The organism is Macrococcus epidermidis (genome assembly GCF_024205965.1).
GTDB lineage: Bacteria > Bacillota > Bacilli > Staphylococcales > Staphylococcaceae > Macrococcoides > Macrococcoides epidermidis.
In genome coordinates, this window is record NZ_CP073819.1 from 1,436,999 (window position 1) to 1,451,703 (window position 14,705).

The 14,705-nt window shown below is 31.6% G+C and carries 16 protein-coding genes; all 16 read right to left on the minus strand.

What is annotated here, in order from left to right:
* Positions 1-27: 27 nt before the first annotated feature.
* The 16 genes from KFV12_RS07540 to KFV12_RS07615 all read right to left on the minus strand — a co-directional run bounded on the left by KFV12_RS07540 (position 28) and on the right by KFV12_RS07615 (position 14,705).
* Positions 28-612 carry a DUF1405 domain-containing protein gene (locus KFV12_RS07540; RefSeq protein WP_436970144.1) on the minus strand — a complete coding sequence of 195 codons (585 nt, stop codon included), beginning with the start codon at positions 610-612 and terminating at the stop codon, positions 28-30.
* A gap of 48 nt (positions 613-660) precedes the next feature.
* A complete protein-coding gene (locus tag KFV12_RS07545) occupies positions 661-1,449 on the minus strand; it encodes a menaquinol-cytochrome c reductase cytochrome b/c subunit (protein WP_254256479.1) in 789 nt (262 codons plus the stop codon).
* 32 nt (positions 1,450-1,481) lie between these two features.
* Positions 1,482-2,156, minus strand: coding sequence for a menaquinol-cytochrome c reductase cytochrome b subunit (gene qcrB, locus KFV12_RS07550; protein WP_086042577.1), 675 nt, complete (start codon positions 2,154-2,156; stop codon positions 1,482-1,484).
* An 11-nt stretch (positions 2,157-2,167) separates the two neighbouring features.
* Positions 2,168-2,671, minus strand: coding sequence for a QcrA and Rieske domain-containing protein (locus KFV12_RS07555; RefSeq protein ID WP_096076454.1), 504 nt, complete (start codon positions 2,669-2,671; stop codon positions 2,168-2,170).
* Positions 2,672-2,789: 118 nt separating this feature from the next.
* Positions 2,790-3,215 carry a DUF2487 family protein gene (locus KFV12_RS07560; protein WP_111715018.1) on the minus strand — a complete coding sequence of 142 codons (426 nt, stop codon included), beginning with the start codon at positions 3,213-3,215 and terminating at the stop codon, positions 2,790-2,792.
* Entirely contained in the window at positions 3,205-3,762 is a 558-nt protein-coding gene (locus KFV12_RS07565; protein ID WP_254256480.1) for a YpiB family protein, read from the minus strand. The genes KFV12_RS07560 and KFV12_RS07565 overlap by 11 nt, the downstream gene beginning before the upstream one ends.
* Positions 3,762-4,976, minus strand: coding sequence for a tetratricopeptide repeat protein (locus KFV12_RS07570; RefSeq protein WP_436970145.1), 1,215 nt, complete (start codon positions 4,974-4,976; stop codon positions 3,762-3,764). The genes KFV12_RS07565 and KFV12_RS07570 overlap by 1 nt, the downstream gene beginning before the upstream one ends.
* Entirely contained in the window at positions 4,976-6,283 is a 1,308-nt protein-coding gene (aroA, locus tag KFV12_RS07575) for a 3-phosphoshikimate 1-carboxyvinyltransferase (RefSeq protein WP_254256481.1), read from the minus strand. Before aroA ends, KFV12_RS07570 begins: the two co-directional genes overlap by 1 nt.
* Positions 6,270-7,394, minus strand: coding sequence for a 3-dehydroquinate synthase (locus KFV12_RS07580; protein WP_254256482.1), 1,125 nt, complete (start codon positions 7,392-7,394; stop codon positions 6,270-6,272). The genes aroA and KFV12_RS07580 overlap by 14 nt, the downstream gene beginning before the upstream one ends.
* A complete protein-coding gene (gene aroC / locus KFV12_RS07585) occupies positions 7,395-8,552 on the minus strand; it encodes a chorismate synthase (protein WP_254256483.1) in 1,158 nt (385 codons plus the stop codon).
* 257 nt (positions 8,553-8,809) lie between these two features.
* Positions 8,810-10,408, minus strand: coding sequence for an SNIPE associated domain-containing protein (locus KFV12_RS07590; RefSeq protein WP_254256484.1), 1,599 nt, complete (start codon positions 10,406-10,408; stop codon positions 8,810-8,812).
* Positions 10,409-10,717: 309 nt separating this feature from the next.
* Positions 10,718-11,161 carry an ArpU family phage packaging/lysis transcriptional regulator gene (locus KFV12_RS07595; protein WP_254256485.1) on the minus strand — a complete coding sequence of 148 codons (444 nt, stop codon included), beginning with the start codon at positions 11,159-11,161 and terminating at the stop codon, positions 10,718-10,720.
* A gap of 347 nt (positions 11,162-11,508) precedes the next feature.
* The gene (locus KFV12_RS07600) at positions 11,509-11,841 is read right to left on the minus strand and encodes an HNH endonuclease (protein ID WP_254256486.1); all 333 of its coding nucleotides are present in this window, start codon (positions 11,839-11,841) and stop codon (positions 11,509-11,511) included.
* 52 nt (positions 11,842-11,893) lie between these two features.
* The gene (locus KFV12_RS07605; RefSeq protein ID WP_254256487.1) at positions 11,894-12,856 is read right to left on the minus strand and encodes a hypothetical protein; all 963 of its coding nucleotides are present in this window, start codon (positions 12,854-12,856) and stop codon (positions 11,894-11,896) included.
* Positions 12,857-13,513: 657 nt separating this feature from the next.
* On the minus strand, positions 13,514-13,768 hold the full coding sequence (locus KFV12_RS07610; RefSeq protein WP_254256488.1) for a hypothetical protein: 255 nt from the start codon (positions 13,766-13,768) through the stop codon (positions 13,514-13,516).
* Between the two features lie 130 nt (positions 13,769-13,898).
* Entirely contained in the window at positions 13,899-14,705 is an 807-nt protein-coding gene (locus KFV12_RS07615) for an ATP-binding protein (RefSeq protein WP_254256489.1), read from the minus strand.

Genomic DNA, 14,705 nt, shown 5'->3' on the forward strand with positions numbered 1-14,705 from the left:
AGTTTTATTTTATTAAAATGGTCAAAATTAATCAAATGTTATGTCCTTATCCATGATGTAAAGTAGTAGCACAAAACATAATATCGATAACCAGTATGAAAAATATCCAATATGTTGTATGTATTCATTCAACATACTATATACAGGATACTGCATATAGACATAATCTATGACATCATTATGAAATACCCACATTGCAGTAAATAAAACGTGTTTTAAGCTTATTTTGAATAATGGAAAGAAAAGAAGTGCCTGCACCGCCATGATGGCATGTGATATACAGAGCATTAAACCGATAGCTGTCACCTGACCTAATTCAATAAAGGTAAATATATTCATCATTACTGCCCATATGCCATATTTAATAAGCGTGATAAATGCAAGGCATTCAAACAACGGTAAATGATTTTTAAATAAAATAGCTGTAAGCGCAATAATTAAAAATAAAGTGGCTGTCGGACTGTCTGGTACAAATGGAATAAAATACCATTTCGTTTCAGTAAGTTGTCCTATATACCAATAATAGCCATAAAGCGTACCTAAAAGATTACACAGAATTATGAAAATAAGAAATACTTTATTCTGAATCCAGTAATAAATTTGATCTATCATCATGCACCTCATAAAAAAAGAATCATCACATGGATGATTCTTTAGTTATTATTTCTTAAGTGGTTTACCATTTTCGTCAGTTTCTTCTAAACCTTCGATAAATTTACCAACTTCTTTAATTTGTTCTTTTGTTAAAGTATCTTTAAATGATGGCATTGAACCACTACCTTTTTCAACAAAACCTTCAACAGCAGCTGCAGGTAATTGAGATTTAACTAAATTAGGACCAGCCCCACCAGTTAATTCTCCACCGTGACAACTTGTACAGTTAGATTTAATAATCTTTTCGTACGTTGGATCTTTCTTGTCTAAGTTAGTGAATACAATCTTACCTTGAGCAGCTTGTTTCTTCCAATCATGATAATGAGAAGATTCCCACGTAGTGTAGAAGATTATAGCAACTGCAAGTAACATAAATCCAGAAGCTAAAGGACGTTTTGTCCATTTACGCTCAGGGCCTCTGTCTAACCATGGTGCTAACATTAATGCACCGAAAGCAATACCTGGCATTACAATTGCACCAAATGTATTAAATGGACCTGATGCGTAAGTATATTTTAAGATTTGATATAAGAATAAGAAATACCAGTCAGGTAATGGTGTGTAACCTGTATCTGATGGATCTGCGATACGCTCTAATGGAGATGGATGCGCAACTGTTAAACATAAATATGCAACTAAGAATACTGCTCCAGTCATCCATTCTTTTAATAAGAAATCAGGCCAGAAACTTTCTGTTTTACCTGGAAATTCTGAATAATCTCGATTTAATTTTGGTTTCTCATATGATTTAATACGAGAATCTCCAACAAATTTCATACCTTTTCCGCGATGCATCTATATTACCTCCTTTTATAGTGTATTCGTGTTTATAGTGGCCCCGAAATACCTTGTTTTCTGATCATGATAAAGTGAGCTGCTAACAACGCGAATAAACATGCAGGCAAGAAGAATACATGAATAGCGAAGAATCGCGTTAATGTTTGTGCACCGACAATCTGTGGGTCTCCGGCTAATAACGTTTTAACCCATGGACCAATAAACGGTACAGATTCTGCAATTTGTAAACCTACTTTTGTTGCAAATAAAGCTTTCATATCCCATGGTAATAGATAACCTGTAAACGATAATCCTAACATTACGAAGAAAATTAATACCCCGACTAACCAGTTTAATTCACGAGGTTGTTTATAACTACCTGTAAAGAATACACGAAGCGTATGTAAGAACATCATGACTACAACTAAACTTGCACCCCAGTGATGCATACCACGTACAATAACACCTGCTGCAACATCATGCTGTAAATAATAAACTGATTTCCATGCATTTACGATATCTGGTACGTAGTACATTGTTAAGAACATACCTGATAATACTTGAATTACTGTGATGAAAAACGTTAAACCACCAAAACAATAAACGAATGCAGAAAAGTGATAAGCAGGGTTAACATGCTCAGGCACCTCATGATCTGCGATATCGCGCCAGATTGGTGTAATATCAAGTCTGTCATCGACCCAATCATAGATTTTATCGATCATTTTTTACCCTCCTATTTCACTAATTCATTTGGATGTTTTTTACCGATTGTAAGCATTCCGCCTTTATCACCAGTTTCATACTGATCTAAAGGTCCAAGTGGTGGTGTACCAGGAACATTTTTACCATTCTTCTCGTAACGACCATTATGACATGGACAGAAGAATTGGTTTGGATTTGATTTATCACCATTCCAGGCAACAGTACAACCTAAGTGCTTACAAACTGGAGACATTGCAATAATGTTTTCCCCATCTTTATAAACCCATGCAAATTCTGTTACTTCGCTCGTATACCATGCATCTTTTTGTTCGAATTTGAAGTCAACTTTCGTTGGTTCTTCAGTAATTTCCGAAACTTTAACGCTTGTTGTTATCATATCTCCTGCTGCTCCAGATTTAAACACAGGATCTAACGCAAAGCGCCCTAAAGGCATAACCATACCAGCAGCCATAAATGATCCAACTCCCATTAAGGAATAGTTTAAAAATTGGCGTCTTGTGACACGTTGGCTCATTTAATTTTCCCCCCTCTAACGCGATTCTTTTATATAAAATATACTAGGACATATCAATTTTAGCTTATTAAGGTGGCTTGGTCAATAAGATGTCACAAATTATGTAATAAAATTGTCATTATTTATTCCATAAAATAATAATTGATTTCATCAATGATTTGATGTTCTCTTGTACGAACTCCTGTTTCATTTCATGATCTAATGTTTCTAATGGTAAAATATTTATTTTATGTACATTTTCTTTTTCAAGATTAAATTTTTGTGGTATCACAAATACCAGGTTTTTAAATCCGAATGTTTGTAATTGTGATTCGATAGTATCAAGGATTTTAATATCATCTATGAGCTGAATAGGTGGTACTACTAACAGACGACCTTTAAATTGTTGTTCTACTCCCATCGTTACATATTGAATCATTTCATAATGATCAGCGATGTCCATCAAATGTTTTGAGTAATCCACCGGTACAACCGGAATAATTGCAGTGTCGATATATTCAAGTTGATCCTGCAAAGTTTTTAGATCCTGATGATTAAATAACATGTTTTCTTTTCCCCTCTAAATCAATTTTTAATTGCGTAAGCATTGCAAAACGCGTTTGATTTTTTGTAAGTAAAGTGTCTTCTATTGCGTAGTTAATCTGTTCAATCAAATAACTAAATAACTTAGGATTTGTGAATATTTCATACAAATCTATTTTCATTTCAATATAATCAATGTTTAAATCGTTTTCATCCATCACTAGAAAATCAATTTGATACATTATCTCTTGCTGACAAATGATATCGTATTTCAAATCACTAAATAATATATTCACGTATAACGGTTGCTCATTATTTAATAGATAATGGAAAATAACATCACTATCAGTATAAATACCATGACTTAATATCAAATGTACTTTAAAATGATTAAAAATGATTAACTGATCTTTTAGTTGGGTCGTTTTTTTAAATTGTATATGTTCTAAAATATTTGGTTTATCTTTAATTAAATTAAGTAACCACACCGTATTTTTATCATGAATTTCATACTGATTGAGTAAATACTTTATGAACCCACTACGTTCATCAATGATATTGTAATTCATTAATCATCAATATCCGCGTTCGGATCGATTTGAAGCATTAGCGCATACAATTGTTCGGCAAGTTTTACATCTGCAATCTCACGAGCATAGTTATAATAATCCTTTAAGAATAATGCATTATCTTTTAGCACATTATAGCTTTCAGCATAAAAATGTTTCGCTTCTGTATCTTTTTCCAATTGTTGATAACTATATGCGAGATGCCACATCACTGTTGGATCTAAATCTTCTTCGTCTATATATGCAAATAATTTTACAAGATCTTCATATGCTTCTTCTTCTCTATAATAATCGGCAAGTAAAAGTGATGCTTCAACATAAGATGGATCTATTGTTAAGGCCTGAATTAAATATTCAATCCCTTTTTCATTATGCATCTTAATCATGATGCGTCCTGTATCAACAAGTAACTCTTTATAAAACTCATTTAAACTCAAACCTTTTTGTCCTACAATGATTGCATCATTGTATTTACGTTCGCTTTCTAGCAAGTTTACGAGTAACAAATAAGCCTGCATATAATCCGGATCTTTATCTAATAAGGTTTGTAATGTCTGAATACTGCGTTCTATTCGATCTGCTTTCTGATAACTGATTGCCATCTTGAAATAATCATCACTTAGCATATCCTTGTCATCTATTTTTTCATAATGTTCTACCGCTTCTTCATAGTCACCAGATTGTAAGACGCAATCAGCTAAGCGTGATTGAATATTAACATTATTGACACGGTCAATTCCATTATTCAACAAATATTCATAACTTCGTGCTGCCGGTAAATATTGACCGTCAAAATAATATAGTTCAGCGAGTGCAAAACTTATAATCGGATCCTCACTAGACATCGTATATGCCTGTTTTACTTTTTCAATCGCTACTTCAAGCATATCCTGCTGTTGATAGATATCAGCTTCTAACATTAAACGTTCTACAGTTAGTGGTGTATTATGTAGTGCCTCTATCGCCTTATCATGTTGATTATCGTCAATTAAACATTCAATATAATAAGCCATAACATCTGGTTCATCAGGGTACAACTCAAATAATCTTGCGAACACCTTCAATCCTTGTGGATTAAGACCATATTGCAATAATGTATCCCCGAGTTGAAATAAAGCGTCATGATCATCAGTAAATAGTGCTCCGTCAATTGATTCGTCCAGATTGTCCAAATTTTGCAGATGAATCTGGTCAATGATCTGATAAATATCCATTATTTTCCTCCTTGTAGTGTTCTTAAATCATCCATAAATGATGGATACGATATATTAACTGCTTCAAAATGATCAATTTCAATATCTTCATTTTCTAATAAATTCGCAATTGCAAGCAGCATACCAATACGATGATCATTAAAAGATGAAAATCGCGTGTTTAGCATCGATTCTTTTTCATGCCCATAAATTATCATACCATCATCAGTAGCTTCTAAATGATAACCGAGCTGATTCAAACTTTCAACTACCTTGTCTATTCTGTTCGTTTCCTTTACCTTCAATTCTTCTGCATCACGTATCACACTTCTACCATGTGCCTGTGTCATCAATAATGCAATAATCGGTATTTCATCAATCAATGTTGGAATCATGTCTCCATAAACATCTGTTGCATTTAACTGGGCTGTATATTTCACCTCTATATCGCATATCGGTTCCGCACCGTCAGAAACAGACTTTAAAGAAATTTGTCCACCCATTGCCTGTACAACTTCAATAATACCAGAACGTGTAATATTTGTTCCGACATTTCTGATGACAATATGACTTCCTGGAATGATTAAACCGGCTACGATAAAGAATGCAGCAGAAGAAATATCACCAGGTACTTGTACATCAGTAGTTACTAACTTATCTATGGAATAAGCTGGTAAGTGAATATAATCATCTTGTTTCTCAACTTCAACGCCAAACTGTTGTAACATGAGTTCTGTATGGTTACGTGAAGTCACCTGCTCTTTTATCCTTACATCGCTTTTTGCATACAAACCTGCAAATAATATTGCAGACTTAACTTGAGCACTTTTAACTTGCATATCATATGTCATCCCATTAATATTTACAACATTATTCATGCAATTGATAACAAGCGGTGTACGACTATTTTTTTGACTACCAGTAATATCCACCCCCATTAAACGCAATGGATCAATGACACGATCCATTGGTCTTTTTGCTATTGAATCATCACCACTCATCACAGACATAAATGGCAGCCCGGCAAGTACACCTGACAATAAACGTGTCGTTGTGCCTGAATTACCCGTGTCAAGCACTTGTGTTGGTTCAACAAAATTACGATAACCTTGCGCATTAATTATTATTTCTTTATTTACTTCATCAATCTGAATATCCACGCCTAACTTTCGGAAAATATTAATCGTACTTAAACAATCTTCACCTAATAAAGGGTCTATAATTTTCATTTTTCCTGTCGATAAACTACCTAAGATAATCGCACGATGTGTGATCGACTTATCGCCAGGCACTTTTATCTCACCTGTTAATCCTTTACTTTTCACCATAACAACTCCTTAATACAGTAACCCAGCGCTCAAAAGACTTTTTCAATGTGCCGTATTCAAATGATTTCAAATAAAACACATCTTCTAAATGACCTTGTCGTTGCTCCATAACAACAAAACTAATACTTTCGGTCTCATTTTTCTTATCTTTACTGAGCAGAGCGTAATAATGTTCAAATGATTTCACTTCTACTTCTGGATAACCTAACTGAATCAGCCAATGATAAAACTTTTCGATTATATTATCTTTATAACCACTTAAAATAAGCGCATACATCATCCCATGTATAACAGCAATACCATGTGGCAATTTGTGCGAAAATTCTAAAGCATGACCTAACGTATGTCCAAAGTTTAAATATTTACGTACGCCACTTTCTAACTCATCACGCTCAACGATATTCAGTTTTGTTTGAATGCCATAAGTAAGCCATGTTTGCATTTTAAGCATATCTTTTAAGTCGTCCGGTTTATTAAATACCTGCATTAATCTTGATAAATCATCATTTACGATATCACTTATCTGATTTACTTTGTAATTCCCATTCAATAATACGTGCTTCACGATTTCAGCAAACCCACTTAAAAGCTCAGCATCATTTAAAGTATTCAAAAAAGAAATATCATATATCACTCTATCAGGTCGTTTAAATGCACCGATTAAATTCTTGCCATGTTTAGAATTTATTCCTGTCTTACCTCCGATTGCAGCATCATGAGCCAAAATCGTAGTCGGTACCTGAATGAACGAGATACCGCGCAATAAACTTGCAGCAACGTATCCTGTGAAATCTCCAGTAGCCCCTCCACCGATAGCAATCAGACAGTCATTACGTTTAATATTCTTTTCAAGTAGTAGTTCTATCATTGTACTAAAATGATGCATCGTCTTTACAGCTTCACCTGAAGGAATCAGCACTTTTTCAATATCATATCTTTTCATGAATGCATCTATTTTTGCTTTGTGAAGACGATACACATAAGTATCAATCAATGCATAACATTTGTGATAATGACTTAGATCATATTCCAGTTCCAATGCATTTTCTGAAACAATAATCTCATAATTTTTCGCCTTTTGGTCCACCTGATAATTTGTTATGAGTTTCATCTAGAACTCCTTAATATAAGTTTTGTGACGTTCAATATTATCCTGTAATTGAGCTAAATCATTGGATTGAAACTCATCTAGTATTTCTTTCGCAATCTCAAAAGCAACAGCATGTTCACAAACAATTGATGCTGCTGGCACAGCACAGCTATCACTGCGTTCTATAGAAGCTTTATATACTTCCTTTGTATTAATATCGACTGAATCAAGCGGTTTGTATAGTGTTGGAATAGGCTTCATTACAGCATTAACGATAATTGGCATGCCATTGGTCATCCCGCCTTCAAATCCTCCAAGCTGATTAGATAAGCGATAATATCCTGACTTATTATAACCAATGGGATCCTGCACTTGACTACCAGGTAAATGCTTCATATCATAGCCTGCACCAAATGACACTGCTTTAAATGCATTAATGCTAATAACAGATTGTGCTACTTTACCATCTAATTTACGGTCATAATGCACATAGCTTCCTAAACCAGCTGGAACGTTCTCTACAATAACCTGTACTTCACCGCCGATAGAATCCCCATTTGATTTTGCCTGATCGATTGTATCTCGCATCTGTTGTGCAACATAGTCATCTATACAACGCACATCATTATTATCATTATTTTCTTTAATCGTATGAATTGGATAATCGTTATTATCTCTAGCACCACCAATTTCAACGACACGTGAAAATATATCAATACCCAGCTGACTCAATAACACTTTGCAGACAGCACCTACTGCAACACGCGCAGCCGTTTCACGTGCACTAGAACGTTCTAGCACATTACGGAGATCACGATGGCGATATTTCATGCCGCCTACTAAATCAGCATGGCCTGGACGTGGTTTCGTAATAACGCGCTTTACAGGTTCTGTATCATCTTTTGGATCTACACCCATCACTTTCAACCAATGTTTATGATCATCATTTGTAATCACTAAAGTAATCGGTGAGCCAAGTGTAACACCATGCCTCACACCAGAAGTTATCTCTACAGTATCTTTTTCAATCTGCATACGTCTACCTCGGCCATAACCACCTTGACGTTTAAATAATTCCTGATTGATCATATCGCTTGTAAGCTGCATATTTGAAGGCATACCTTCTATAATAACAGTTAGTTTAGGACCATGTGATTCTCCCGCTGTTAAAAATCTCAAAATAATCGCTCCTTAATATTTATCATTACTAAATCTTATCAAATATATGCTTGTTTCTCCAATGTATTATATTTAAATCCAAATAAAAAAAGACAGTCATCAAAATGATAACTGTCTATCTTATGAATTAGTACACCCAAGCAGATTATACTAAATAATGTGATTTTTCATTATTTTCATTTAAGAATTTCTAATAATTAAACTGACCCTAAAATATATCTTTATAGTTAAAAACTTTAACGACATACTATATATCTTTAGTAATTATATCTCAAAGACTCTCTGTATTGTTCAGCTTTAGGCTCTTTAATAAATTGAACAGTATTGTTATGGTTATCTCTAACAACTTGTTCAACTTCTTCTAAATCAACATTAAAGAATTCTTTTCTATGATTTACTTTGTTTACTTCTCTATCCCTAAAGCGATTATGTAATATGTTCTCTAGTCTTGGTGCATCTTCAGAAAATATTAAGGCATGAACATCAAATTCAAATGGTACAGATGCATCACCTAATTCTTTTATTCTATCCATAGGTTCTAAACGTCTTGTAACACCAATTTTAAGTACGTTTTCACCAAATGAACCAATATTAGAAATAACATACACATATCCAGCACGAGTATTTAATAAACGATTTTCTACATCTTTTTTATCTTCTTCTAATTGCTCTACTTTACCATTTAATTCATTAATTTTATCTACATACAATTGTTTTTGCACCTCATCACTTGATGAAGCTAAATATTTCATTAATTTACTAATCTCTTGGTTAAATTGTTTTTGCTCTTTAGCAATCTCATTCTTCTTCTTTTCAAGTTCTCTTTCAGCTTTTTGTTCTTCTGCTATTCTAAGTCTTTCTTCTTTTCTAATTTCAGCCTCTTCTTGAAGTTTTATTTGTAATCTATGAAATAGCTCTAATTTTTTTAATTTAATCTGTAAAAAGCTATCTTCTAAATGAACACCATCAGTTTCAAATAGTTTATTTAATTGTTCAAAGTTTTTAATAATCCTATTATAAGTAGTATCAAAATTATTTGAAGTCAATTTATTAAATAAAAACTCACATTCTACATTAAACAATGTAATAATTTGTTTAAGTTGGTTTTTAGCATATTTCTTATTATCAATATCAGCATTATTAATTATTTCATTAACATTAGATGTTCTTTTTTCTTGCATATTCAATTCATTAATTTCATTTTTAATATCATAAGATGACATATCATCAAACATACTAATTGGATATAGGAGATTAAAATTATAATCTTCAAGTTTCGGTTTAATTTGCTCGTTGATTTCATTAAGAATATGTTTTTTGTTCTCAATATCTTTATCTAGATTGATTAAAGTATTTTTATTTCTATGTATTTTATCTTCTAATGTTTCGTTATCCGTATGTAATAATTTGTTTTGTTGTTGTCTATTGTAAATACTATGTTTGACATCATATAGATCAGGTATGTATTCAACATCTTTCTTTGATACACCTATAAACTTAACAAGCAGTATGATAACTAATATTAAAGTAAGTAAAGCAAACATAGGCTCTATGAACGTCAATAAGCTAGAAATTACTAAAGTTATACTAATGAAAGTATACAAACTACTCTTTTTAGGCTCTGTAATGGTCTTATTATTGATATTAGTTTTAATTTCAGTATTTTTATCTTGATTTTCATCAATTTTTTCTTTATTCCATTGACCAGTTTCAACTAACCATTCATATACAATTCTATTTTTATCATCTTCAGGTAACCTTTTAAATTTTTTCTTATCTTCATTATCTAATGTTTTTAAGTAGTCAGGTTGTTTATAAGATATTTTAAATATTTCTTTCATACTAAATTTCTTCAAAAAAATTTCTCCTTTTTCAATACAGATTAATTACTTTTATAAAAATTTACTCTTTTTTATCAAAAATTTTAAAAAAGTAGCTATAAGCTTCAGAAAAGCCTATAGCCAAAAGGTTTATTAAATTAAATATTAATTAGTACACCCAAGCAGATGTAACTTTAGATTATATTTTTCTCTGTATTTCTCAGAAAAATAAAAAGCCATTATATCAGTGTTTTCTCACTCTTTCCATTTCTTCATTTCCCACTCCTTTTCTCAAAAAAATATTTTTCTGCCCTTTTTCTGCCCTTTTTATTATCATAAATTAGTTTATAACGATTCATATACCTCAAGACCCAAAAATATGGCCATTTTCATTAAGGCCGAATTCTTTATATCATAATACTTAGTTTTTCCAATATGTAAATCCATATATAATGAAATATCTGATTCAGTATATTTTTTCAAAAATTTATTTTCGATAATAAACCTTTCTTCTTCATCTAATATATTAAAGGATTCAGATATGTCTTTTTTTAAGTTCTCTCTTTCTTTTAATAATTGCTCACGTTTTATATTTTTATCTACAACTTTTTCTAATTTATTTAACCCATAGTTTTGTGTGACGATTTTCTCGGAATAACTACTTGTAACTCTCATTTCATTCGTAAACAAGCACAATTCATCTAATTTTCTATATCTTTTCAGGCATTTAATCATGTTTTTTCTCGTCATCTTAACGTTTAATAGTAAATCATCATTAAATTCTTTCATATATATACACCTTTTATTATATTATATTTGAAAAATCCCTGATCACGTGTTTTTAACATGTAACCAGGGATTTAAGATTGTTGCTGAACAAAAGTTGATAGAAATTTTTATTTCACAAAACATTAGCGTAGGAAGGAGGCCTCCGCCTATATTCAATTATAATATATTTACATAAAAGCATTCAATAACACTGAAAAAACGATGTATTTTTATAAAATCTTCATTTTATAATCATTAATTTAAATCTATATATTTTACCCCCTTTAAGCAAAAATTTTAACTTTTTCACACAGGATCCTCCCGTCGCCGATGTCCATGGGCTTCGTCTCAATACTTAGGGAAGGGGGCTATAACTTTACGACATTAATATTTCTTTTTCGATAATTTTCTTCACGTATTTTTTTCTTCGTCGTTTTAATCCTCTTTTCATCTTCACCATGAACACGATTGTGACATTCATGACATAAACTAATTAAGTTATCTATGTCTAATGCCTTATGAATATCATGTTCGATATATACAATATGATGTACAACGTCAGCAGGTGTCATTTCATCGTATTTTTCAAAGCAATGTTGACATAAATGATCATCACGTTCTAATGCAACAAGTCTAATCTTTTTCCATGCTTTTTTCTTATAGAACCAATCAAATTTCTGTTTCTTTCTGATGTTACTCATATAAATCACTCCTCAAAAAAGAGGTCACAGCAACTAAGCTATGACCTCTTCATTAATTTGCTACTTTTGCAATTCTAAAAGCCATCGGAACAAAGTTAATATCATAAATGTAGCTTAATACAAATGTACAAATGCCTAAACTTGTTTTCTTGTAAAACTCAAATTGATTAAATGTATAGTTAGCATGTAAACATTTAAAGTTTCCTACAACCGGTTCTTTAATATACGAGTTTACAATGATATTACTAATTCCAAAGTAAGCTTTTAAGTCGATAGAACCTAATCCAATAGAAGCAAGTTCTTTCATTAACTTAATGTAATCATCATTGTTAATAGCTAGTGTAGATAATGGTCTTACTGATCTGTGCAAATCTTTAACTGCGTTTGTGATGGCTTCCAGAACTGTTGTTCCCATTACTTGTTTAATTGGATCCTTAGTTCGGTATAAGTTCATATATGAATTATCTCTATCATCCGATGATGTTTGAACTTCACCTGTTATTAATCGCATTTCTTTATCAATCATAGCATTCATTAAATTAGTATTAATGGCTTCATCTAAGTAACCAACATCATTACAATAAACTATAGTGTCAGATACTTCAGCAAGTACACGTTCACCGTGATACTTAAAATCAATCTCATACGCTTTTAGTTCAACCTCTGTTAGCCCCTCATATTCAGCTACATCTTTAGATACATAATCTAATAATACAGTGCTTCTAATGTCATCTAAGTCAGTTACCTGCATCACACCACGTAATGACTGTGGTGCATCCTGAGTAAGTAACAAAGGTTTAGTGAATGAAGGTTTAATAAGTGAACTATCATGAGATGTAAGTGTAACCTCACTTTTATTAGCCTGAACCATTCTGTTAGCTGTCCTACCGATTCCATTGTTATTTGCGTATTGTTCTTGCATAGATATAGTACGAACTTGTTGATAGTCCTCAAAGTCTTTACTAGATAGCTTACCACTGATATATAGGTCATATTCATTAATTGTATTACTCATTGTGTTATCTCCTTTAGTTATGTTTAGTATTGGTTTTCCCTTATTCACTAACTTATTCTGTCTAGCTATACTATTACTTTTAATAATGTTTGGTTTATCTGAAAGCTTAGTGAATGAAGTCTTATATGGTTGTCGCTTATTTGCTTTCATAATTTCGTTAGCGTTGTTGATGATAAGTTCCCTATTATTTTTTATATAGTTCATATTTGCTATTGCTTCAGACATTAATGATTCTTGTTTACCACTGGACATTGTTTTTACCTTTAACTCTATGAATATTCAATTCACTATACTTCTTTAACAATATCTTACTTATAGTCAATTATATGACCTCCATTGATGATTATAGTTAGTATCTCACCACATGATGTATTATTGCGAATCTTGTTTAATTCAGTCTATATCCCTATCGTGATCTAATAATTATCTCATAGTGTATGGTTATCTAAGCCACACAAAACGTAAAATAGCATATCCTAAAAGCCCCATTATCCTGGGTATTTTATTTGTATTACTTAATATAACATCATGTGGTAATTACTAACTTTATTAAATATATGTAGTTATCGACAATTCTACATATATAGTTCTTGTTATTCTTAATCAATGTTTACGAAAAGCGGAATAACTGTCATATAATAGTCTAATAAATAAGTTCTAAATTTCCGCTTCCAACTCAACTTTAATAGCATTTTGTAGTTCAATTCGTCTTTTCCTTCTAGCTTTAGACATGCTGTTAATTCTTTTGTTCTTATTACTTTTAAGTAATTCTAGTATATTACTATCTATTTCCGCATATATATTTAGTTTTGTTTCTTTATCTAATTGTTTTAATCTCTTTTTCTTTTCAATTTTCAATTTATTTTTTTCACGGTACTTTCTTTGATATTCTCTTCTTTCAACCTTGTTCAATATATACACCTCATATTTTGCATTTTAGGATATGTACAAAGAAGAATTAATTTTTTGATAGTTTTATCCTAGAATTTAAAATTACAGCGATAGAATTATGGATTTAGCTAATATTAACTATGCAATATATTTAAAAGGGTGGAAGTGTCCTATAGTCATCACCAATTACTTTTAATACTGTGGTAGTAGTTCTATCAAATAATCTTGACTTTATTCTTTGCATGTTTTTATTTCGGCTAAAATCATCATTGCTTAGATTGCTAGTATATATATTCGCCCTTCCCTGACGTACCTCTATAATGTTTTCAAGCGTGTTAATTTCATATGGTGTACCTGATGTAACCATTATGTCATCTAATATAAAAACATCACATCGCTCAATAGTTTTAAAAATTTCTGTTTGTGTCATATCATTTCCTTTATCCATTGTTTCTCTGATATTCCTCATTAGAGTTGGAAAAGATGTAAAGTAAACACTGAACCCCCGTTTAACCAAATCCTTACCACATGCAATTGATAAATGTGTTTTGCCTGTCCCCATCGATCCAATCACTGTTAATGTCTTTGGATTTTCTTTCTCTAAAGAGTTTGCATAATATTTAAAGCCATGATACATATTTCTGATGTTATTAGTTAAATCTTTTTCAAATAATTCAAATGTTGATTTCTTTAGATTTTCAGGTATATTACTAATTCTCCAGTAATAATGTATCTTTTTTGATGTCTTACTTCTTACATTAGCTTTTATCTGACAATCACATAATTGTTCAATATGATCATCATATTCAGCAATGTCACATAATCTTCCACATTTATCGCATTCAACATCATATCTCACTGATAACAATTTATTTTTCACTTTACCTTTTTCATAAAGATAATTATGAATTGCAACTGGATCACTGATTTCAAATGACTTCGCAATAATCTCTTTCAT

Bases quoted from the DNA above. Each gene is read 5' to 3' on its own strand.
- KFV12_RS07565 (WP_254256480.1), bottom strand. From the start codon at position 3,762: ATGAATTACAATATCATTGATGAACGTAGTGGGTTCATAAAGTATTTA.
- KFV12_RS07600 (WP_254256486.1), bottom strand. From the start codon at position 11,841: ATGAGTAACATCAGAAAGAAACAGAAATTTGATTGGTTCTATAAGAAA.
- KFV12_RS07595 (WP_254256485.1), bottom strand. From the start codon at position 11,161: ATGAAAGAATTTAATGATGATTTACTATTAAACGTTAAGATGACGAGA.
- KFV12_RS07570 (WP_436970145.1), bottom strand. From the start codon at position 4,976: ATGGATATTTATCAGATCATTGACCAGATTCATCTGCAAAATTTGGAC.
- KFV12_RS07580 (WP_254256482.1), bottom strand. From the start codon at position 7,394: ATGAAACTCATAACAAATTATCAGGTGGACCAAAAGGCGAAAAATTAT.
- qcrB (WP_086042577.1), bottom strand. From the start codon at position 2,156: ATGATCGATAAAATCTATGATTGGGTCGATGACAGACTTGATATTACA.
- KFV12_RS07555 (WP_096076454.1), bottom strand. From the start codon at position 2,671: ATGAGCCAACGTGTCACAAGACGCCAATTTTTAAACTATTCCTTAATG.
- KFV12_RS07545 (WP_254256479.1), bottom strand. From the start codon at position 1,449: ATGCATCGCGGAAAAGGTATGAAATTTGTTGGAGATTCTCGTATTAAA.
- KFV12_RS07540 (WP_436970144.1), bottom strand. From the start codon at position 612: ATGATAGATCAAATTTATTACTGGATTCAGAATAAAGTATTTCTTATT.
- aroA (WP_254256481.1), bottom strand. From the start codon at position 6,283: ATGGTGAAAAGTAAAGGATTAACAGGTGAGATAAAAGTGCCTGGCGAT.
- KFV12_RS07605 (WP_254256487.1), bottom strand. From the start codon at position 12,856: ATGAGTAATACAATTAATGAATATGACCTATATATCAGTGGTAAGCTA.
- KFV12_RS07615 (WP_254256489.1), bottom strand. From the start codon at position 14,705: ATGAAAGAGATTATTGCGAAGTCATTTGAAATCAGTGATCCAGTTGCA.
- KFV12_RS07560 (WP_111715018.1), bottom strand. From the start codon at position 3,215: ATGTTATTTAATCATCAGGATCTAAAAACTTTGCAGGATCAACTTGAA.